Here is a 20,720-nt window from a genome sequence, read left to right on the forward strand (position 1 = left end):
GCTGACAGAGCTGTCCCGTACTGTCGTGACATGCCACGCCGCACCGCGACGATGCTCGCCTCCACCCTGATGCTGATCGCGCTCCTGTGCGCGGGAGTGCTCATCCCCGTGCCGTACGCGGAGATGTCCCCCGGCCCGACCGTGAACACGCTCGGAGAGCACGACGGCGAGCCGGTGCTACAGATCGCCGGGCACACGACCTATCCGACGGACGGTCACCTGAACATGACCACCGTCCGGGTCACCAGCGCCGACTTCCGGATGAACCTGGTGGAGGCCGTCCACGGCTGGCTGTCGCGCGACAGCAAGATCGTCCCGCACGACACGCTCTACCCGGACGGCAAGACGGAGGAGCAGTCGACCCAGGAGAACGCCGAGGAGTTCAGCCAGTCCCAGGAGAGCGCCAAGGTGGCCGCCCTGAAGAAGCTGGGCATCCCGGTGAGGTCCTGGGTGATCGTCTCCACCGTCGTCAAGGACTCCCCGGCGCAGGGCAGGCTGCACGCCGGTGACGTGATCAAGGCCGTCGACGGCACGAAGGTGAAGCAGCCGGCCGACGTCGCCAAGCTCGTGACCAAGCACAAGCCCGGTCAGGACGTCGTCTTCACCGTCGTCCCGGCCAAGGAGCAGGCCGCCGCGGAGAAGGCGCACAGGACGGCGAGCGGGACGCGGGACGTCACCCTCACGACCGCGACGTCCGCCGACGGCCGGGCCAAGCGTGCCATCGTCGGGATCTCCGCCGGGACCGACCACACCTTCCCGTTCACCATCGACATCAAGCTCGCCGACGTGGGCGGCCCGAGCGCCGGCCTGATGTTCGCCCTCGGGATCTACGACAAGCTCACCCCGGGCAGCCTCACCGGCGGCACGTTCGTCGCCGGCACCGGCACCATCGACGACAACGGCACGGTCGGCCCGATCGGCGGCGTCGAGATGAAGACCGTCGGCGCGCGCAGCAGGGGCGCGCGGTACTTCCTGACGCCCGCAGACAACTGCGCGGCAGCCGCCAAGGACACCCCGAGCGGGCTCACCCTGGTCAAGGTCAGAACGATCGGGGACGCGCTGGAGGCGCTGAAGGACATCCGCGGCAAGCACACCGCCGCGCTGCCCACGTGCACCGCCAAGGGCTGAGCCGGCCCGGTACGCGCAAGGGGGCACCCCGTGAGCACACGGGTGCCCCCCTCGCCGTACGGGACGTCAGTCCGCGAACGTCGCCGCCAGGGCCTCCGCCAGGCCCGGCACCAGGGCGGGGCCGGTGAGGACCTCCGTCGGGGTGTCCTTCTCGCGCAGCCGGAGCGCCGACTCGCGGCTGCCGTCGCGCAGCACCGCCACCGTCATCCGCACCTCCTGGCGCTCCGGGTGCTGGGCCACCCACCTGGTCAGCCCCGCCTCGTCCAGGCCGGACGGAACCTGGGCCTCTGCGGACGGCGGCAGCATCAGGCGCTCCACCGTGAGCGCGCAGCCGACGACGGCGTCGGGCCAGGCGATGGTGCCGAGGAACTCGTCCAGCGGCTTGCCGGACGGGATCTCGTCCTGCTCGATCGGGGTGAGACCGGTGGTCTCGGGCTCGTCCTGGAGGCCCAGCTGGGCCGCGAGCGAGGGTTCCTGAACCCGCAGCCGTGCGGTGTCGACGAGGGCGAAGAGGCGGGCGGGCTGGTCCCAGCCGAGGCCGGAGGCGTACTCGTCGATCTCGAGTACGGCCCGGGTGAGCGGGCTCGCTGCCATGGGAGTGTTGGACATGGTCACAATCCTGCCTCGTTCCCGACCGGAATCGGGAACCGAGTAAACCGTGAGTAAGTTGCATAGGTGTGGGCCCACGATCACGGGGGGCCACGGCGGGCCCGCGAACACGGGGGCCTGACGGATCGACAGCGACTTCGAGGTGCGCACCTTGGCTTTCCAGATGCCGGACCGCGGCGGAGGCCCGACGGGACCGCGGATGAGAGCGGGCCGCCCGTCCCGGCGTGTCCGGACCCTGCTCATGACCCTGGGCGTCCTTGCCGTCCTCGGCATGGCGTTCACCATGTTCGCGGGCTTCTGGACGGACTGGCTGTGGTACCGGTCGGTGCACTACTCGTCCGTGTTCACCACCACCCTGTGGACCAAGATCGGGCTGTTCTTCGTCTTCGGCCTGCTGATGGCGGTCGCGGTCGGGGTCAACATCTGGCTCGCGCACCGGCTGCGGCCCCCGCTGAGCGCCATGTCCATGGAGCAGCAGAGCCTGGACCGCTACCGGATGGGCATCGCGCCGTACAAGAAGTGGCTGCTGCTCGCGGTCACCGCACTCGTCGGGCTGATCGCCGGCGCGTCGGCGGCGGGCCAGTGGCGGACCTGGCTGATGTGGGTCAACGGCGTGCCCTTCCACCAGAAGGACCCGCAGTTCCACCTCGACGTCTCCTTCTACGCCTTCGACCTGCCCTGGTTCCGCTTCCTGCTGGGCTTCGGCTTCGCCGCGGCCGTCCTGTGCCTGATCGCCGCCGCGCTGACCCACTACCTGTACGGCGGGCTGCGGGTCACCAGCCCCGGCGCGCGGGCCACCGCCGCCGCGACCGGGCACCTGTCGGTGCTGCTCGGCATCTTCGTGGCGCTGAAGGCGGTCGCCTACTGGCTCGACCGGTACGGCCTCGCCGTCAAGTCCAGCGACTTCAAGGCGACGGACAACTGGACGGGCCTGCGCTACGTCGACGCCAACGCCTACCTGCCGGCGAAGACGATCCTGTTCTGCATCGCCGTCATCTGCGCGCTGCTGTTCTTCGCCACCCTGTGGCGGCGCACCTGGCAGCTGCCGGTCATCGGCTTCGGCCTGATGGTCCTGTCGGCGATCCTGATCGGCGGGCTGTACCCGGCGATCGTGCAGAAGTTCCAGGTCCAGCCGAACGAGCAGGCCAAGGAGGCGCCGTACGTCCAGAAGAACCTGAAGGCGACCCGCCAGGCCTACGACATCGACGACACCCAGGTCACCGAGTACCCGGGCAAATCCACCGTGCAGGACAGGACCAAGCTGCGCGACGACGCCAACAACGCGGCCAGCATCCGCATCGTGGACCCGAACATCGTCTCGCCGACGTTCCAGGTCCTCCAGCAGATGAAGAACTACTACGGGTTCCCGACCAACCTGGACGTCGACCGGTATCCCGCCAAGGACGGCAAGAACGGCAAGGACCAAGACACCGTCCTCGGTCTGCGCGAGCTGAACCTCAGCGGCATCCCGAAGAACAACTGGATCAACGACCACTTCCGCTACACGCACGGCTTCGGCGTGGTCGCCGCCAAGGGCACCGAGGCGAACCCGAACGGCGAACCGGTCTTCACCGAGTACGACCTGCCGTCCCGGGGCGACCTCGGCGCGTACCAGCAGCGGGTCTACTACGGCGAGAAGACCACCACCTACTCCATCGTCGGCGGTCCCCAGAAGGAGATCGACTACTCCGACAACAACGGTGAGAAGACCACCAGTTACCGGGGCGGCAGCGGCGTCAGCCTCGACAACCCGGTCAACCGGGCGGCGTACGCGGTGGCGTTCAACGAGCCGCAGATCCTCTACTCGGGCGCGATCGGCAAGGGCTCGCGGATCCTGTACAACCGCACCCCCAAGGAGCGCGTGGAGGCGGTCGCCCCCTGGCTGACCATCGACGGCGATGCCTACCCGGCGGTCGTCAACCACCGCATCCAGTGGATCGTCGACGCGTACACCACCACGAACGGCTACCCGTACGCCTCCCGTACGACCCTCGGTGACACCACGGCCGACTCGCTGACGGCGACGAACAACTCGCGCGCGGTGGTGGCCCAGCAGAACCAGGTCAACTACATCCGCAACTCGGTGAAGGCGACCGTCGACGCGTACACCGGCGACGTCAAGCTGTACGAGTGGGACACCAAGGACCCCGTGCTGAAGACCTGGATGAAGGCCTTCCCCGGCACGGTGAAGCCGAAGAACGCCATCTCCCCGGACCTGCTGGACCATCTGCGCTACCCGCAGGACCTGTTCAAGGTCCAGCGCGAGCTGCTCACCCGATACCACGTGACGGACGCGCAGACCTTCCTCACCGGCAGCGAGGTGTGGCAGGTGCCGGACGACCCGACCAACAAGTCGGGCAACGCGGTGCCGCCGTACTACCTGAGCATGAAGATGCCCGACCAGACCGGGCAGGCGTTCTCGCTGTCCACGACGTTCACGCCCAACGGCCGGTACAACCTCAGTGCGTTCATGTCGGTCGACGCGGAGGCGGGCAGCAGCGAGTACGGCAAGATCAGACTGCTGAAACTGCCGACCAGTACGACCGTCGACGGCCCCAAACAGGTACAGAGTCAGTTCAACTCCGAGCAGGACATCGCCGCCGCGATCAAACTCCTCAAGGGCGGCGACTCCGACATCGAGTACGGCAACCTGCTGACCGTGCCGCTGGACGGCGGCCTGCTCTACGTGGAGCCCGTCTACGTACGCGGTGGCGGGCTGAAGTACCCGCTGCTGCGCAAGGTGTTGGTCACCTACGAGGGCAGGACCGCGTTCGAGAACACGCTCGAAGGGGCGCTCGACAAGGTCTTCGGTACGAAGAGTTCGGCGACCAGGCCACCGGACACCGGCACCACCAACCCGCCCGACACCGGCAACCCGACGGTGAAGCAGGCGCTCCAGGACGCCCAGAAGGCCTTCGACGCCGGACAGCGGGCGCTGAAGGACGGCCCCGACTGGGGCGCGTACGCCACGGCGCAGAAGGACCTGAAGGACGCGCTGAAGCGGGCCGAGGACGCCCAGTCCAAGGCCGGCGGGACCGGCCGGAAGAACGGCGGCTGATCAGGCACCCCCCGCGCCGTGGTACGGTTGACCTGCAACGGCGCGGGGTGGAGCAGCTCGGTAGCTCGCTGGGCTCATAACCCAGAGGTCGCAGGTTCAAATCCTGTCCCCGCTACTGCATCGAAGGCCCGGATCCCATCAGGGATCCGGGCCTTCGTGGTGTGCGAACGCGGATACGGGGGCAGAGAAACCGCCGCGCCGCCGTGGGGAGTTGGGCGATATGTGTTTGACTTGTCTCCCTGTGGGCATGTCGACAAAACGCTGAAGTGACCTTACGGGTTGCGGTATACCGGGTGTACCCAGGTTGCGGGTGGTGCGACGATGGACGTTATGGGGGACAAGGGAACTCTGTTCGAGACAGGGCGATTTGTGCAGCCTTCCGGTGCGGAACCGGTCCGCGACGAGCTGGGCGACATGGGGGAAGCCGTCGAGGAGACCCGCCTCGCGCTCGCCGCGCAGAGCGGCGACGCCGAGGCGTCGAGCGTCCTCGGAGCCATGCTGCTGCGCCGCGGCGACCTCGACGCGGCCGAACCCCACCTGCGTGCGGCCACCGCGGCCGGTGACCGTGCCGCCGCCAACAACCTGGGCGTCCTGCTGCACCAGCGCGGTTACGCCGACGAGGCGGCCGGCTGGTGGCGGATCGCCGCCGTCGCCGGCTCCGCGGCCGCCGCGCACGCCCTCGGCCGCCACCACCGCGAGCGCGGCGACGAACCGGCCGCCGAGTACTGGCTGCGTCAGTCCGCCGAGCAGGGCCACGTCCTCGGCGCCTACGCGCTCGCCGACCTGCTGGAGCACCGCGGGGACGTCGGCGCCGAGCACTGGATGCGCGCCGCCGCGGAACGCGGGCACCGGGAGGCCGCCTACCGGCTGGCGCGCGCGCTGGACCGCACGGCCGGGCACGGTGAGGAGACCCCCGCGGACAACGCTGTCGCAGAGGCCGAGCAGTGGTACCGGCAGGCCGCCGCGCGCGGCCACCGGCGGGCCGCGCTGCACCTCGGGGCCATCCTGGAGAAGCGCGGGGAACTCAGGGAGGCCGGGCGCTGGTACCTGACCTCCGCCAAGGACGGCGAGCCGCAGGCCGCCTGCGCGCTCGGATTCCTGCTGCGCGACGCGGGGGACACCGAGAGCGCGGCCGTGTGGTGGCTGCGCGCCGCCCAGGACGGCGACGGCAACGCCGCCAACGCGCTCGGCGCGCTGCACGCCGAGCGCGGCGAGACCCAGACCGCGGAGCGCTGGTACCGGGCCGCGCTGGACGCCGGCGACGACAACGGCGCGTACAACCTGGGGCTGCTCTGCGCCGAGCAGGGGCGCACCGCGCAGGCCGAGCAGTGGTACCGGCGGGCCGCCTACGCCGGGCACCGGGAGGCCGCGAACGCCCTCGCCATCCTGCTGCTGCGGGGCGGCGACACGACCGGTGCCGAGCCGTGGTTCTCCAAGGCCGCCGAGGCCGGCAGCGTCGACGCCGCGTTCAACCTCGGCATCCTCTACGCCGGGCGCGACGAGGACGCGATGGCGCTGCGCTGGTACGAGCGGGCGGCAGCCGCCGGGCACGCCGAGGCCGCGCTCCAGGTCGGGATCGCCCGGCTGCGCGAGGGGGACGAGCGGGAGGCCGAACGGCACCTGCGCTGCGCGGCGGGCGGCGGCAGCGCGGAGGGCGCGTACCGGCTGGCCGCTCTGCTCGACGCGCGCCGGCCGCTGGAGCCCGCGCACGAGCTGGGGGAGATCGTGCACGAGAAGACCGAGTGCGAGGAGTGGTACGAGCGCGCCGCGTCCCAGGGGCACCGGCGGGCGCAGGTGCGGGTCGGCATGCTCGCCTCGGCGCGGGGCGACGTGGTGGAGGCGGCGCGGTGGTACCGGGCGGCGGCCGAGGCCGGGTCGCGCAACGGCGCGTTCAACCTGGGGCTGCTGCTGGCACGGGAGGGCAGCGAGCCGGAGGCCGCGGTCTGGTGGGCCCGCGCCGCGAACGCCGGGCACGGACGGGCGGCCCTTCGGCTGGCCCTTGTCTACGCGCGTCGCGGTGAGCTGGCGGAGGGCCAGAAGTGGGCCGACAGGGCCGTGGCCCTGGGCCCGACGGAGGTCGCCGAACGAGCGGGCCGACTGCGGGACGCGCTACGGGAAGAACTCTCCGCCTGACCGACACCGCGGGCTGTGCCTTCTGCCGCTGAACGGGGCCACCAGCGGGGTGGGCGCGGAGTCTGGGTGCCGGTGCCGGTGCCGGTGCCGGTGCCGGGTGCCCGGTTGTCGGGCGCAAGGACGTCGGGTGCCTGGTGCGCCCCTGTCGGGTGCCCGGTGGCGGGCGTCGGGGTGGTGGCGCGGGCCGGGCGGCCCGTCCCCTACGGGCGCCGGCCGCGCACTCCCACGCGGGCGGGTGCGGGAGTGCTGGGGTGGTGGCGTGGGCCGCCGCCCGGCCGGTCCCCTACGGGGTGGGGCCGCCCGGCCCGTCTCCCACCGGGTGCCGATCGCATCCCCAGCTCGCGGGTGCCGGCGCGGCGGCGCGAACACCTGCGGCATCGCGCGCCGCGACACCGGGTGCCCGCTGTGCCGTGAGTCGCCTGCCGTGCCGGCACCGGTCACGCCGCAACGGGCGAGGCCGAGGGAGCCGGAGTACGGCAGGCGCGGGCCACGTCTCAGGGGCGGAGGACCGGCATCGGCGTACCTCATGGCGCCGCAGGCGATCCGCGCCGTGCGGATGGGCGGGGCCGTTGCCGGGGGAGTGGCTGGTGAGCGGGGTGTGGTGGGCGTGGGAAGGGATTTGCATCGGGCGGGTGGGGTCGCGTAGTGTCGTGTTTACCGACGCGGGGTGGAGCAGCTCGGTAGCTCGCTGGGCTCATAACCCAGAGGTCGCAGGTTCAAATCCTGTCCCCGCTACTGAAGGCCGAGGGCCGGAATCCAGAGATGAGTTCCGGCCCTCGGTGTTTCCCGGGCTCCAACGAAAGAGCCGGCAACGGAAAAGAGCCCCGGTGCCGGGTCAGGGCATCGGGGCTCTCGGCCGGCGTCTCGTCAGACGATCACGCAGTTGGGGCACAGGCCCCGGTACGTCACCTCTACGTCCGACACCGTGAAGCCGAAGCGCTCGGAGTCGGGGAGGTCGGCGAGGGGGTTGCCCGTCGGATGCACGTCACGGATCGAGCCGCACCGGGCGCAGACCAGGTGATGGTGCGGCTGGTGCGCGTTCGGGTCGTACCGCTTGGCGCGCTTGTCCGTCGTGACTTCCAGCACCTCACCGAGGGTGACCAGCTCGCCCAGCGTGTTGTACACGGTCGCCCGGGAGATCTCGGGCAGCTTCGCGACGGCCCGGGCATGGACCTCGTCGGCCGTCAGGTGGACGTGCTCGCCGTTCAGGACCTCGGCCACCACGCGCCGCTGCGCGGTCATCCGCCATCCGCGTCCACGCAGCCGTTCCAGTAGGTCGCTCATAGCTACCAGCCTAACAGGAAGCAGGACCAGGTCGGGAATAGGTGTGACTTTGGAACAACGTTTGACTTAGACAAAGTCTATTGTAGGATCGAGCTTGGCTTTGGCTACAGGACAGGACGAGTCAGTGATGACGCAGGAGGCGCACGTGACGCAGGGACCGCTCACCACGGAGGCCGGTGCCCCGGTCGCCGACAACCAGAACAGCGAGACGGCGGGCGTCGGCGGGCCGGTACTCGTCCAGGACCAGCTGCTGCTGGAGAAGCTGGCGCACTTCAACCGGGAGCGCATCCCGGAGCGCGTGGTGCACGCCCGCGGTGCCGGTGCCTACGGCACCTTCACGGTGACCGCCGACGTCACGCCGTACACCCGCGCCGCATTCCTCTCCGAGGCCGGCAAGCAGACCGAGGTCTTCCTGCGTTTCTCGACCGTGGCAGGCAACCTCGGCGCGGCGGACGCGGTCCGCGACCCGCGCGGCTTCTCGCTGAAGTTCTACACCGAGGAGGGCAACTACGACCTCGTCGGCAACAACACCCCGGTGTTCTTCATCAGGGACGCGATCAAGTTCCCCGACTTCATCCACACCCAGAAGCGCGACCCGTACACCGGCTCCACGGAACCGGACAACGTCTGGGACTTCTGGAGCCTCTCGCCGGAGTCCACGCACCAGGTGACCTGGCTGTTCGGCGACCGCGGCATCCCGGCGTCGTACCGTCACATGGACGGCTTCGGCTCGCACACCTTCCAGTGGAACAACGAGGCCGGCGAGGTCTTCTGGGTCAAGTACCACTTCAAGACCGACCAGGGCATCAAGTGCCTGACCGCCGAGGAGGCGGACGTCCTGGCCGGCAAGGACCCCGACTCCCATCAGCGCGACCTGCGTGAGGCGATCGAGCGCGGGGAGTACCCGAGCTGGACCGTGGGCGTGCAGATCATGCCGGCGGCGGACGCGGCGGCCTACCGCTTCAACCCGTTCGACCTGACCAAGGTGTGGCCGCACGCGGACTACCCGGTCGTCGAGATCGGCAAGCTGGAGCTGAACCGCAACCCGCGGAACGTCTTCGCCGAGGTCGAGCAGTCCGTCTTCTCCCCGGCGCACTTCGTGCCGGGCATCGGCCCCTCGCCCGACAAGATGCTCCAGGGCCGGCTGTTCGCGTACGGCGACGCCCACCGCTACCGCGTCGGCATCAACGCCGACCACCTGCCGGTGAACCGCCCGCACGCCACCGAGGCACGCACCAACTCCCGCGACGGCCACCTGTACGACGGCCGGCACGGCGGTGCGAAGAACTACGAGCCGAACAGCTTCGGTGGACCGCAGCAGACCGGCCGGGCGCTGTGGCAGCCGTACGGCGGCTTCACCGGCGGCACCGGTGACCACCCGACGCCGGTGCACGCCGAGGACAACGACTTCGTGCAGGCCGGCAACCTCTACCGGCTGATGACGGAGGAGGAGAAGGAGCGCCTGATCGCCAACCTCGCCGGCGCGATCTCCCAGGTCTCGCGCCAGGACATCGCCGACCGCGCGATCGGCAACTTCCGCAACGCCGACGCCGACTTCGGCAAGCGGCTGGAGGCCGCGGTGCAGGCGCTGCGCGGCTGAGCCGGCCGCCTTCGCGGCCGGGCGGGCCGGACCCCACGGTGCTCGGGGTCCGGCCCGCTTCGCGTGCTCAGAGGGCGGGTGCGGGCTCGCGGGCCGGCGCCCAGCTGCGGATGATGTCGCGGACCGAGACGATCCCGGCGACCTCGCCGCGGTCCAGGACGACCAGGTGCCGGAAGCCGCCGTGGGCCATGGCGCGGGCCGCCTCCTCCAGGGTCCAGGTCGGAGCGGCGAAGACGACGTCGGTGGTGGTGTGGGCGTGGATGCGTTCGGTGTCCGGGTCCTGGCCGAGGCCGACGGAGTTGAGGATGTCGCGTTCGGTGAGGATGCCGACGCCGCCGGCGTCCGGGTCGAGGACCACGGCCGCGCCTATGCGGCGCGCCGACATCAGGGCTGCTGCCTGGCGGAGGGTGTGGGCGGGGCCGAGGGTGAGTACCACCGTGCTCATGGCGTCACGGACGAGCATGAAGGGGCCACCTCCTGAGGATGTCCTGCCTGTGTGCACTCCCGGCGCCGGAGGCGCCCGTGCGTCGCTGCACAAGTTCACAAGCGAGGGTGGACCCAGAGTGCCAGGCAAAGGGAGGGTCAACAAGGGGGCGCGCGACGCCTGTCGACGGCGTGCGCGCGCTTTTCCCGTGTGTCAGCCGCGCTCGGCGAGATACCCCAGCAGCTCGTCGTGGAGCAGTCCGTTGGACGCCGCCGCGTTGCCGCTGTGCGGGCCCGGACGGCCGTCGAGGCCGGTGAAGGTGCCGCCCGCCTCCGTCACGATGATCGCGGTGGCGGCCATGTCCCACAGGGACAGCTCCGGCTCGGCACAGATGTCGACGGAGCCCTCGGCGACCATCATGTACGGCCAGAAGTCGCCGTACGCGCGTGTGCGCCACACCTGGCGGCTGAGGTCCAGGAAGCCGTCCAGGCGGCCCCGCTCCTCCCAGCCGGTGAGCGAGGAGTAGGCGAACGAGGCGTCCGCGAGCCCGCCGACGCGGGAGACGTGGATACGGGACGCGGAGGTGAGGCTGCGGCCGGTGAAGGCGCCGTGGTCCTTCGCGGCCCACCAGCGGCGGCCGAGGGCGGGGGCGGAGACGAGGCCGACGACCGGCTCGTAGCCGTCCTCGCCCGCTTCCATCAGGGCGATGAGCGTCGCCCACACCGGGACGCCCCGGATGTAGTTCTTGGTCCCGTCGATCGGGTCCACCACCCAGCGGCGGGGGCCGGTGCCCTCGACGCCGTACTCCTCGCCGAGAACGGAGTCTCTCGGGCGGGCGCGCTGGAGCCGGCTGCGGATCACTTCCTCCGCCTCCTTGTCGGCTTCGCTCACCGGGGTCATGTCCGGCTTCGTCTCCACCTTGAGGTCGAGAGCCTTGAAACGGGACGTGGTGGCGGCGTCGGCCGCGTCCGCGAGGACGTGGGCGAGTCCGAGGTCGTCGAGGTAGTCCGGCATGTGAGGAACGGTATCCGCCAGGTGGGCACAGGGGCTACCAGGACTCGGGTGACCGGGTGCGGCGCACGGGTGACAGCCGGCTGCGCGCCCCGCCCGCGCCGGCGGCCGGCTGGCCGTCCGCCCGCGCGCCCCGACGGCCGAAGCCCGCCCCCCGTCGTCGTGAACCCTTGACAGTGCGTACGGGTGCGTCAAATCTGGGCAGAGTCGCTGTGCCCCAGGGAGGCGAGGATGCCTGCTGCCCGGGATTCCCTGCTGGACGCCGCTTACACGGCGCTCACGCGCCGGCCGTGGTCCGCGGTGCGGATGGTCGACGTCGCCGTGGCGGCCGGAGTGTCCCGGCAGACCCTGTACAACGAGTTCGGCAGCAAGGAAGGGCTGGCCAGGGCGCTGGTGCGGCGGGAGGCCGACGGATATCTGGCCGGGGTGGAGCGGGCGCTCGGCAGTGCGGCCGAGCCGCGGGACCGGCTCACCGCCACCGCCGAGTGGACGGCCGTCGCGGCGCGGGAGAACGTCCTGGTCCGGGCCGTGCTCACCGGCTGCTGGACGGAGCGGCTGCCCGACCCGCCGCTCGTCCCCGTCCCCTCCTCCAGCGCGGTGCCGGCGCAGCGCCGGGCGGACGGGCCGCTGCCGGCGCCCGCCGATTTCGTGCGGATGGTCCGGGACCGCGCGGTGACCGTGCTGGCCGGTCCCGGCGCCTCCCCGGCCGACACCGCCGAACTGCTCCGCTGCTGTGAACTGGTGGTGCGCCTGGCCCTGTCCTGCGTGGCGGCCCCGCCCGGGGAGGGCGGTGTCGCGGGGCTGGTCCGGGCGGTCCTGCCCCGGCATCTGGCGTGAGACCGGTCGCGCCCGTGCCGGAGCGGCTTCCCAGGCCCGTTGCCGCGGCCCGTGCCGGAGCGGCTTCCCGGGCCTGTTGCCGCGGCCCGTGCCGGACCTGGCTCCTGGCTGTGATGCCCCGGCCGGTGCCGGACTGGCTCCTGCCTGTGATACCCCGGCCGGTGCTGGGGGTGGGCTTCGGGGTGTGATGCCTGCCAGAGCCTGTGCCGGACTGGGCCTGCCGGGCGTGTTGCCGCAGCCGATGCGGGGGCGGGCTCTCGGTGTGGTGCCGGGGTTTCTGCCGGAGCTGCTCCTCAGCTCGATGCCGCGTCCTGTGCCGGAGTGGGTTGCGGGTGTGGTGCCGGGGCCTTTGTCGGACTCTGCCGGGCGTGTTGCCGCAGCCGATGCGGGGGCGGACTCTCGGTGTGATGCCGGGGTTTCTGCCGGAGCTGCTCCCCAGCTCGATGCCCCGTCCTGTGCCGGAGTGGGTTGCGGGTGTCGTGCCGGGGCCTTTACCGGACTGGGCTTCCCGGGCGTGTTGCCGTAACTGGTGCCGGAACGGGCTTCCGGTGTGGTGCCGGGGCTCGTGCCGGAGTGGCTCCCCGGCTCGGCGCCCCGCCCCGTGCCGGAACGGGCCCCCGGCGTGAAGCCGCACCTCCGGTCGCCTGCCGGTGGAAGGGTCGCGATGTTCACCCGGCCGGCCCCCCACGCCGTGCCCGGCGCGGCCTCGTAGGTCCGCCGACGCCGGACCGCACTCTGGCTGCCCCACCCGCACCCTGGGCCGCCGGCCCCTGCGCGACGCCGCTCCGGTCCCTGCGCGACCCCGCTCCGGCCCCTGCGCTACCCCGCGCGTGACCCCGCCCGGCCCCCACGCCCGTGAGCACCTGATCCCGGCCCCCACGCCGACGCCGACGCCGACGCCGCCGGCCCCCGGCCCGGGTTCACGGGGCCGTGGGCCGGCGGCGCCGGCGCGGGTGGTGCGGGGTGGGTTCAGGCGCCCTGGGTCTCGCGCGGGCCGGCCGGGACCTCCTGGGCGCCCTGCGGCACGGCGGTGGGCTCGGCACCGCCCTCCGGCCGGTCGGCGAGCTTGAGCCAGACCACGCCGACGATGATCAGGCCCAGCCACATCGCCTGGGTGGCGGTGAGGGTCTCGTCGAAGAAGACCGGGCCGAGCAGCGCCGCGCCCGCCGAGCCGATGCCGGCCCAGACGGCGTAGCCGAGAGCGACGTCGATGGTGCGCAGCGCGGCGCTCAGTGCCCACAGCGTCAGGAGGAAGAACACGACGGCGACCAGCGACCACGTCAGGCGGGTGAAGCCGTGGCTGCCTCCCACGGAGAGGGCGTAGCCGACCTCGAACCCGCCGGCGAGGAGGAGCATCAGCCAGGAGTTGGCGGAGGAGGGGCTGGTGTCGGACATGTGCGTGGGTCCTTTCGGGAAGTGGAGGGGGCGGACGGCGGCGTGCGGCTCAGGCGGCGCCACTGAGCTGGAGGCCGACGACGCCGACGATGATCGCGAGGATGCCCAGCGCCTTGCGCCAGGTCAGACGCTGGCCGAAGAGCAGCGCGCCCAGCAGGGTGATGCCGATACCGGCGACGGAGGTCCAGATGGCGTAGCCGACACCCACGTTGAAGGTCAGCAGCGCCTTGCTGAGGAAGTACGTTCCGATGGCACCGCTGACCAGGGTCGCGATGGTCCACTTGCGGTTCTTGAAGCCCTCGGCCTTGCCGGCCGCGATGGCGACGGCGATCTCGAAGATGTCGGCGATGGCCAGGTAGAGCCACTGCATGGCGGGTCCCTTCGTTCGTGTTCGAAACCGGCGCGGCGGGGACGGCGCGCCGTGGGGTGCGCCGTACCGGGTGAGCGGTCGCGGGCACGGGGAAGCGGGTGGGCCGGGGTGTCAGGGCACACGCCGGCCGGTGGGCGGAGAGGCGGGGCGGGGCGGCGTGCTCAGCATCCGTCGATGCCGCAGGCGGCACCGCGGGCGACGGCCTGTTCGGCCTGGATGTCGAGCACGGCCTTGCGGATCTGGGCCGTGGAGGGGACGCCCTCGATGCGGTGGCGTTCGCCGATGACGAGGGTGGGGGCGACGGAGACGCGGTAGGCGGCGGCGGTGCGCAGCGCCTCCTGGTGGGCGGCGGTGTAGGTGCCGTCGGTCAGTGCCTGGGCGAATTCGTCCCCGTCCAGGCCCAGTTCGCGGGCGATGTCGGTGAGGACGTCCAGCCGGCCGATGTCCCGGTTCTCCTGGAAGAACGCGCGCAGCATGCGCGGGGTGTACTCGGCGGCACGGCCGTGCTCGGCGGCGTACTGGTAGCCCTCGAACGCCAGCCGGGTGTAGGGCTGCGGCGAGACGGTGGGCAGGGTGATGTCCACGCCCATCCGGCGGGCCATCGGGTAGACCGAGCGGGCCCAGATCGCCGGCAGGTACTCGTCCTCCGGCCGCAGGGTCGGGGTGGGGTGGGGCCGCAGTTCGAAGGGCATCCACTCGATCTCGACGTCCAGGTCGCGGGTGGCCTCGTGCAGCGGGCCCTCGGCGAGCATGCAGAACGGACAGACGTAGTCCGACCAGACCTTGATGGCGACCGTGCTGGTTCGCGTCTCGTTGTCGTTCACATCCGCCTCCGGTTCAGGGCGAGGAATTCTTCGAACGGCTCCGTCCCCTCCGGGACCGGCAGCGAGGTGACCTTGACCGGCCACTGGGCCGGGTCCTGGGCGAAGATCGAGTACGACCCCGAGTAGTCGAAGCCGTAGCGCGCGGCCGTCTTGCGGTCCACCACGTGGACGATGTGGCTGACGTTGAAGTACAGCGAGGCCATGTAGCACAGGGCGCAGGGCTCGCCGGAGGCGAACAGCGTGGCCCCGGCGGTGGCGTGCAGCCCGTACTTGGCGGCGGCCTCCCGCAGCGCCACCACCTCGGCGTGCGCGGTGGGGTCGTTGTCCTCGCGCACCCGGTTGAAGCCGGTGCCCAGGACGCGGCCGTCGTTGACCACCACGCCGGAGAACGGGATGCCGCCCTTGGCGACGTGCTCGCGGCTGATGCGGACCGCCTCGCGGGCGTACTCGGTCAGCTCGCTCTGTGAGATCTCGTAATGGGACATCGTCGCTCCCGACTCAGACCGTGGCCGGGCGGGGCCCCGCGGCGCCGCCGATGACCGAGGTGGTGGAGATCGGCCGGAAAACGCTGATCCCCTTCCGCATGTTCCGCTCGGCGGCCCCGCTCGTCGCGGCGGCCACGGGCGTGCCCGCCGCGGCGAGCGGGGCCGCCATGCGGGCCGGCGGACCGGCGTTCCCGCCGGCGGCGGGCTCCAGGGCGGCCCCGGGCGGCGGCGGTCCCGGCGGCCGGGCGCGGCCCCCGGGACGGGAGCCGGCGGCGGCAAGCGCGGTGGTATCGGGCATGAAGCCCCCAATACTTGTTTGTACGTGCATCTTTTTGGACTTCAGGAGATCCGATGCAAGAGTCGGGTGGGCGGTGAAAGCTTGCATGAACATGTATCTTGTTGTCAACGCGCCGCCTGAAAGGGAGCTGCCTCATGACCACGATCTCCTATACGCCGGCCGCCTCGTCCGACCAGGCCATGTGGGGCAGGGTCCTCACCCTGCACGCGCATGTGGAACGCCAGCTGACCCAGGCCCTGCAGCGCAAGCACGGAATAGGACTCTCCGAATACCGCGCCCTGGAGTGTCTCGTCCAGGCGAAGGACAGCGAGCTGCGCATGCAGGAGCTCGCCGAGAAGGTCGGGCTCGGGCAGAGCTCGGTGACCCGGCTGGTGGGCCGGCTCTTCGCCGCCGGGTTCGCCTTCCGTGACCTGTGTCCCGACGACAAACGCGGTGTGTACGCCGTCATCACCGACGACGGCAGGCAGCGTTACGCCGACGCGCGCGGCACCTATGCCGAGGTCCTCAGTGCGGCGCTGAACACCGCCGGCGCCGACCCCGAACTGGCCGGTACGGTCCAGTCGCTGCGCAGCGGTCTCTGAGCGCTGCCGGCCCGCACGTGCGGCCGTCCCTCTCCGGGGGGGGCGGGCAGAGGGAGCCGTCCTACGGAGAGGGGCGGCTCCTTCCGTGTTCGCGGGCACCGACCGGGCGGTCGAGAGTGAACGGCCGCCGCCGTGCGGCGGGCCCTTCCTTAAGCTCCGCGACGCTTGCGCGGAAGACCTGAAAGGAACTCGAAACCCATAGTTCATCAAGCAAGCGGCGACCTGACGGGCCGCTTCCGATGAGTGATGTGCATCACGGGTACGGACCTAGATATATGCTTGACTCTGCATGCACCGCCGGTACGGTTGGTCACGGCTCGATCACGGGGGAGTGATGCGGGGCCGGCCGGGCAGACACATGCCGGGCTCCGCGGTTTCGTCGGCGCGACTCATGCGCCATCACCCTCCCCCAGCATGATCACATTGTCATGTGCATGAACAGGGGGAATTGTGCCGCTTTCAAGCTTTCTCGACGTGCTGACCGCGCACGTCCGGCTCCGACCCGATCAGGTGGCCCTGATCCACGGCGAGCAGCGGGTGACCTACCGCCGGCTGGCCGCCCTCGCCGAAGAACTCTCCGGCGCCCTGGAGGCCGGCGGGCTCGACCGCCGGCAGCCGCTGTGCATACCGGCCCACAAGACGCCCGCCACGATCGCCCTGCTCATCGGCGCCTTCAGCGCCGGCTACGCGGTCCTGGCGCCCTCGCCCGGACTGGGCGCCGAAGCCCGGGCGACCATCGCCGCGCAAGCCCGCTGCTCGGCCGTGCTCACCGTCGACGACCGGGCGGTGCTCGACATCGCCCCCGTCGCCGCCGACCCGCGGGCCGCCGAGGGCTTCGACGCCGCGGACCCCGCGACCGCGCCCCTGCTGCTCACCACCTCCGGCTCCACCGGCACTCCGAAGATCGTGCCCATCCCGGCCGAGGGCTTCACCCGCTTCGCCCGCTGGGCGGCCGACCGGTTCCGCCTCACCGAGCGGGACACCCTGCTCAGCTACGCGCCGCTGAACTTCGACCTCTCCCTGCTCGACGTGTGGACCGCCCTGCACCTGGGGGCCCGCACCGTCCTCGTCGAGACGGAACTGAGCACCGACGCCCGTCACCTACAGGACCTGCTCGCCCGCCACGAGGTGACCTTCGTCCAGGGCGTCCCCATGCTGCACCGGCTGCTCACCCAGGACGGCGCCGTCCACCCGCACGTCCGCACGGTGATCTTCACCGGGGACGCGATGCCCCGGACGCTGCTGCACCAGCTCGGCACGGCCTTCCCCGCCGCCGGCTTCCACAACGTCTTCGGCTGCACCGAGACCAACGACAGCTTCGTCCACGACGCCGACCCGGCCCGCGCCGGCGAGCAGACCCCCATCGGCCGGCCGCTGCCCGGGGTGCGGGCCCTGCTGCTGGACACCGACGGGGAGATCCTCACCGGTCCCGGCAGCGGTGAACTTCTCGTGACGACACCGTTCCAGACGCGCGGATACCTGCAACGCTCGCGCAACGATGGGGTGTTCGTGCCCGCTCCCGACGGCGGCGGCGAGGTCTTCTACCGCACCGGCGACCTCGTCACCCGCGACCCCGACGGCCTGTACTGGCTCCAGGGCCGCACCGACTTCCAGGTCAAGGTCCGCGGCGTGCGCACCAACGTGCAGGAGGTCGAGAACGTCCTGGCGGCCCACCCCGAGGTCGCCGAGGCCGCCGTCGTGGCGATCCCCGACACCGAGGCCGGCTACCGGCTGCACGCCCAGGTGACCCGCCGGCCCGGCACCTCGCTGACCTCCCTGCGGCTGCGCTCGCACAGCGCCGCGCGCCTGCCCCGCCACGCCATCCCCTCCTCCGTGCACGTGGGCGACACCCCGCTGCCGCGCACGTCCACCGGAAAGCCCGACCGCAACCTCATCAAGGCAGCACGACAGAAGGGAATACCCGCATGACCTCCCTGGTGGAAGAGATCCGCGGCTACGTCGTCACCGAGTTCCTCGACGGCGAGGACAGCGCCGACCTGACCCCTGACTACGACCTCATCGACAACGGCGTCGTCGACAGCCTGGGCGTGGTCCGCGTCGTCTCGCACCTGTCGCGGGCCTACGCCATACCGATCGACGACATCCCGCTGAACCCGGACAACTTCCGCAGCATCGGCGCCATCTCGGCGTTCGTCGAGGACGCGACGAAGACGGCCGTCTGAGGCACCGCGCGAAGAACAGCGGAGTCCGGATAACCGGCGGGAGACCGCGGCCCGGAAACGACACGGGCTCGTGCTCCGCAGCGAACTGGACGCTGATATCCGGACGTTGCTCACAGTTCTCCCGAAGGACCCTATCACACAAGGAGATAGTCATGATCGTTCGCAGCACCGGCGACGTCGCCCCCGTCCAGTGGGGCAACGGCACCAGCTACCGCCTGCTCACCGAGGCCGACGGCATGGGCTTCACCGTCTGCGAGACGCTGGTCCGCAAGGGCACCTCCAGCGCCCTCCAGTACCGCCGCCACCTCGAGGCCTGCTTCTGCACCGGCGGCTCCGGCGAGGTCGTCACCGCCTCCGGCGAGCGCTACAAGATCACCGAGGGCACCATCTACGCCCTCGACAAGAACGACGCGCACTACCTCATAGCCTCCGACTACGAGGATCTGAGACTGATCTCCGTCTTCAGCCCGGCCCTGCGCGGCGACGAGAAGCACACGCTGTCCTCCGACGGCTTCTCCCAGTACTGAGTTACGCGCACCGGGGCCCGTCCCGCCCTCCGCGGCACGGGCCCCGGCCCCGACCAGCGACGTACCGGAAGGCAGCACACACATGACCCCCGCACCGCGGACCACCGGCACCGCACCGGACCCCTACACCCTCACCGCCGCCTGGGCCGAGGAACTCAACCTGGACGTCGAAGAGTGGGACGCCCGCGCGGAGTTCCCCTGGGAGAAGTGGAAGACGATCCAGCGCTCGGGCCTGCTCGCCGTGCCCTTCGAGACGCGGTACGGCGGCCACGGCGGCACCCTGACCGACACGATGCGCGCCCTCCAGGGCCTCGGACACACCTGCCGTGACGCCGGCCTCGGCTTCTCCGCCTCCACCCAGATCGTCAGCGTCGGCGTCCCGCTCCAGGCGTTCGGCTCCGAGGAACTGAAGTCCCGCTTCCTTCCTCCCATCATCAACGGCGAGCTGATCACCGCGCACGCCATCACCGAGCCCGACAACGGCTCCGACGCCCTGAACATCTCCACCACCGCCACCCGCGACGGCGACGACTACGTCATCGACGGCGGCAAGATGTTCATCACCAACGCGCCCATCGCCGACCTCTTCCTGCTCTACGTCCGCACCGGCAAGCCCGGTCCGTTCGCCCTGAGCGTCTTCCTGGTCGAACGCGACACCCCCGGTCTGACCGTCGGCGAACCGCTGTCCAAGATGGGACTGCGCACGTCCCCGCTCAGCGCGGTCACCTTCGACGGGCTGCGCGTGCCCGCCTCCCGCCGTATCGGCCAGGAGGGCGCCGGCTTCCTGATCCTCGACCACGTGATGAAACGGGAGATCCTCTTCTCCTTCTCCCTCACGCTCGGCGAGATGGAGCACCGCTTCGAACGCGTCCTCGCCTACGCCAAGTCCCGCCGCCAGTTCGGCGCACCCATCGGCTCCTTCCAGGGCGTCTCCCACAAGGTCGCGGACATGAAGATCGCCGTGGAGAGCGCCCGCAAGTGGCTGACCGACACCGGCGCGAAGGTGGAGGCCGGCCAGGACGCCGCGATCGACATCGCCGCGACCAAGACCGTGGTCAGCGAGGCCAACAAGCAGACCGCGCTCGACGCCGTCCAGATCTTCGGCGGCCAGGGCTACCTCACCGCGACCGGCCTGGAGCGGGACGTCCGCAACGCCGTCGCCGGAACCATCTACTCCGGCACCAGCGAGATCCAGCGCAACCGCATCGCCTCCCTCCTGGGCCTGTGAGCCGAACACCGACGAAAGAGTCACCATGAACACACTCAGCCCCGAGGACCTGCGGCGGCTCACCGCGCCCACCGACTTCCTCGACCACGACAGCGACGCCGTCCAGAGCTTCATCGACGAGGCCGTCACCGACCGCGCGGCCGACAAGCGCCGGCTGGCCGTCGAGCTGTACTACGCCGTCCGCGACGAGGTCTTCTACGAGGTGTACGGCGCCGACCTGTCCCCCCAGGGACTCAAGGCCAGCCACACCGCCCGCACCCGCAAGGGTTTCTGCCTGCACAAGTCCGCCCTGTACGCGGCGGTCTGCCGCGGCGTGGGCATCCCCGCCCGCGTCCACTACGGCGACGTGCGCAACCACCTCGCCTCCGACCGGCTGCGCGCCCACATCGGCGGCGACGTCTTCTTCCACGGACTCAACTCCGTCTACCTCGACGGCACCTGGGTCAAGGCCACCCCCGTCTTCAACAAGATCCTGTGCCGGCTGTACGGGATGAAGCCGCTGGAGTTCGACGGCACCGCCGACAGCCTGCACCACCCCTTCGACGACGAGGGCCGCCAGAACATGGAGTTCCTGACCGACCACGGCGGCTTCGACGACGTCCCCTACGAGTTCGTCATGACGAACATGCGCCGCAAGCACCCCGCCTTCCTCGACGCACAGGGCACCGGCACCGTCCGCGGCGGCTCCCTGGCCGCCGAAGCCACCGCCTGACCCCGGCGGTCACCGCCCACCCGACCCAGACGA

20 protein-coding genes and 2 tRNA genes are annotated in these 20,720 nt (G+C 71.1%); 13 read left to right on the forward strand and 9 right to left on the reverse strand.

All coding sequences use genetic code 11. The features are described 5' to 3' along the window. The first annotated feature begins 30 nt into the window (after positions 1 to 30). A complete protein-coding gene (locus tag ABZ117_RS12360; protein ID WP_356819923.1) occupies positions 31 to 1,128 on the forward strand; it encodes a PDZ domain-containing protein in 1,098 nt (365 codons plus the stop codon). A gap of 66 nt (positions 1,129 to 1,194) precedes the next feature. On the opposite strand, the gene ABZ117_RS12365 is transcribed toward ABZ117_RS12360, so the two are convergent. Then, a complete protein-coding gene (locus ABZ117_RS12365) occupies positions 1,195 to 1,737 on the reverse strand; it encodes a PPA1309 family protein (protein ID WP_356819925.1) in 543 nt (180 codons plus the stop codon). Between the two features lie 163 nt (positions 1,738 to 1,900). On the opposite strand from ABZ117_RS12365, the gene ABZ117_RS12370 reads away from it, so the two are divergent. The 4 genes from ABZ117_RS12370 to ABZ117_RS12385 all read left to right on the forward strand — a co-directional run bounded on the left by ABZ117_RS12370 (position 1,901) and on the right by ABZ117_RS12385 (position 7,663). Beyond that, positions 1,901 to 4,795: a UPF0182 family protein gene (locus tag ABZ117_RS12370; RefSeq protein WP_356820222.1), complete on the forward strand. Its 2,895-nt coding sequence runs from the start codon at positions 1,901 to 1,903 to the stop codon at positions 4,793 to 4,795. A 41-nt stretch (positions 4,796 to 4,836) separates the two neighbouring features. Continuing rightward, positions 4,837 to 4,910 (forward strand) — tRNA-Met (locus tag ABZ117_RS12375). Positions 4,911 to 5,116: 206 nt separating this feature from the next. After that, the gene (locus ABZ117_RS12380; RefSeq protein ID WP_356819926.1) at positions 5,117 to 6,928 is read left to right on the forward strand and encodes a tetratricopeptide repeat protein; all 1,812 of its coding nucleotides are present in this window, start codon (positions 5,117 to 5,119) and stop codon (positions 6,926 to 6,928) included. Between the two features lie 661 nt (positions 6,929 to 7,589). Continuing rightward, positions 7,590 to 7,663: transfer RNA gene (locus ABZ117_RS12385), tRNA-Met, on the forward strand. 132 nt (positions 7,664 to 7,795) lie between these two features. On the opposite strand, the gene ABZ117_RS12390 is transcribed toward ABZ117_RS12385, so the two are convergent. Further along, positions 7,796 to 8,212 carry a Fur family transcriptional regulator gene (locus ABZ117_RS12390; RefSeq protein ID WP_356819928.1) on the reverse strand — a complete coding sequence of 139 codons (417 nt, stop codon included), beginning with the start codon at positions 8,210 to 8,212 and terminating at the stop codon, positions 7,796 to 7,798. A gap of 145 nt (positions 8,213 to 8,357) precedes the next feature. Between ABZ117_RS12390 and ABZ117_RS12395 the strand changes: the two genes are divergently transcribed. After that, on the forward strand, positions 8,358 to 9,812 hold the full coding sequence (locus ABZ117_RS12395; RefSeq protein ID WP_356819930.1) for a catalase: 1,455 nt from the start codon (positions 8,358 to 8,360) through the stop codon (positions 9,810 to 9,812). A 67-nt stretch (positions 9,813 to 9,879) separates the two neighbouring features. Here ABZ117_RS12395 and ABZ117_RS12400 read toward each other — a convergent pair whose 3' ends face one another. Together ABZ117_RS12400 and hisN are read right to left on the reverse strand one after the other, a co-directional pair. Then, positions 9,880 to 10,275 (reverse strand): CBS domain-containing protein, encoded by a 396-nt coding sequence (locus ABZ117_RS12400; protein WP_356819932.1) that lies wholly within the window; start codon positions 10,273 to 10,275, stop codon positions 9,880 to 9,882. Between the two features lie 174 nt (positions 10,276 to 10,449). Beyond that, positions 10,450 to 11,250 carry a histidinol-phosphatase gene (hisN, locus tag ABZ117_RS12405; protein WP_356819934.1) on the reverse strand — a complete coding sequence of 267 codons (801 nt, stop codon included), beginning with the start codon at positions 11,248 to 11,250 and terminating at the stop codon, positions 10,450 to 10,452. 228 nt (positions 11,251 to 11,478) lie between these two features. Here hisN and ABZ117_RS12410 point away from each other — a divergent pair, with 228 nt between their 5' ends. Further along, entirely contained in the window at positions 11,479 to 12,084 is a 606-nt protein-coding gene (locus ABZ117_RS12410) for a helix-turn-helix domain-containing protein (protein ID WP_356819936.1), read from the forward strand. A gap of 969 nt (positions 12,085 to 13,053) precedes the next feature. Here the strand turns inward: ABZ117_RS12410 and ABZ117_RS12415 are convergent. The 5 genes from ABZ117_RS12415 to ABZ117_RS12435 all read right to left on the reverse strand — a co-directional run bounded on the left by ABZ117_RS12415 (position 13,054) and on the right by ABZ117_RS12435 (position 15,456). Beyond that, the gene (locus ABZ117_RS12415; protein WP_356819938.1) at positions 13,054 to 13,479 is read right to left on the reverse strand and encodes a multidrug efflux SMR transporter; all 426 of its coding nucleotides are present in this window, start codon (positions 13,477 to 13,479) and stop codon (positions 13,054 to 13,056) included. Positions 13,480 to 13,528: 49 nt separating this feature from the next. Continuing rightward, complete coding sequence (locus ABZ117_RS12420) at positions 13,529 to 13,849, reverse strand: SMR family transporter (protein ID WP_121790555.1); 321 nt, start codon at positions 13,847 to 13,849, stop codon at positions 13,529 to 13,531. Between the two features lie 161 nt (positions 13,850 to 14,010). Continuing rightward, positions 14,011 to 14,673 carry a DsbA family oxidoreductase gene (locus ABZ117_RS12425; protein WP_356819940.1) on the reverse strand — a complete coding sequence of 221 codons (663 nt, stop codon included), beginning with the start codon at positions 14,671 to 14,673 and terminating at the stop codon, positions 14,011 to 14,013. Further along, entirely contained in the window at positions 14,670 to 15,158 is a 489-nt protein-coding gene (locus ABZ117_RS12430) for a nucleoside deaminase (RefSeq protein WP_356819942.1), read from the reverse strand. Before ABZ117_RS12430 ends, ABZ117_RS12425 begins: the two co-directional genes overlap by 4 nt. A 13-nt stretch (positions 15,159 to 15,171) precedes the next feature. Next, a complete protein-coding gene (locus ABZ117_RS12435) occupies positions 15,172 to 15,456 on the reverse strand; it encodes a hypothetical protein (RefSeq protein WP_356819944.1) in 285 nt (94 codons plus the stop codon). A 134-nt stretch (positions 15,457 to 15,590) separates the two neighbouring features. On the opposite strand from ABZ117_RS12435, the gene ABZ117_RS12440 reads away from it, so the two are divergent. The 6 genes from ABZ117_RS12440 (at position 15,591) to ABZ117_RS12465 (ending at position 20,687) form a co-directional block, all read left to right on the forward strand. Then, positions 15,591 to 16,037: a MarR family transcriptional regulator gene (locus ABZ117_RS12440; RefSeq protein WP_356819946.1), complete on the forward strand. Its 447-nt coding sequence runs from the start codon at positions 15,591 to 15,593 to the stop codon at positions 16,035 to 16,037. Between the two features lie 474 nt (positions 16,038 to 16,511). Continuing rightward, on the forward strand, positions 16,512 to 17,966 hold the full coding sequence (locus ABZ117_RS12445) for an AMP-binding protein (protein WP_356819947.1): 1,455 nt from the start codon (positions 16,512 to 16,514) through the stop codon (positions 17,964 to 17,966). Next, positions 17,963 to 18,220 carry an acyl carrier protein gene (locus ABZ117_RS12450; protein ID WP_356819948.1) on the forward strand — a complete coding sequence of 86 codons (258 nt, stop codon included), beginning with the start codon at positions 17,963 to 17,965 and terminating at the stop codon, positions 18,218 to 18,220. The genes ABZ117_RS12445 and ABZ117_RS12450 overlap by 4 nt, the downstream gene beginning before the upstream one ends. A 152-nt stretch (positions 18,221 to 18,372) precedes the next feature. Next, positions 18,373 to 18,747, forward strand: a complete 375-nt coding sequence (locus ABZ117_RS12455; protein ID WP_356819950.1) for an ectoine synthase — start codon at positions 18,373 to 18,375, stop codon at positions 18,745 to 18,747. Positions 18,748 to 18,829: 82 nt separating this feature from the next. Then, complete coding sequence (locus ABZ117_RS12460; RefSeq protein ID WP_356819952.1) at positions 18,830 to 19,975, forward strand: acyl-CoA dehydrogenase family protein; 1,146 nt, start codon at positions 18,830 to 18,832, stop codon at positions 19,973 to 19,975. 25 nt (positions 19,976 to 20,000) lie between these two features. Beyond that, entirely contained in the window at positions 20,001 to 20,687 is a 687-nt protein-coding gene (locus ABZ117_RS12465; RefSeq protein ID WP_356819954.1) for a transglutaminase-like domain-containing protein, read from the forward strand. Positions 20,688 to 20,720 lie beyond the last annotated feature (33 nt).

This window comes from Streptomyces sp. NPDC006309 (assembly GCF_040613095.1).
GTDB lineage: Bacteria > Actinomycetota > Actinomycetes > Streptomycetales > Streptomycetaceae > Streptomyces.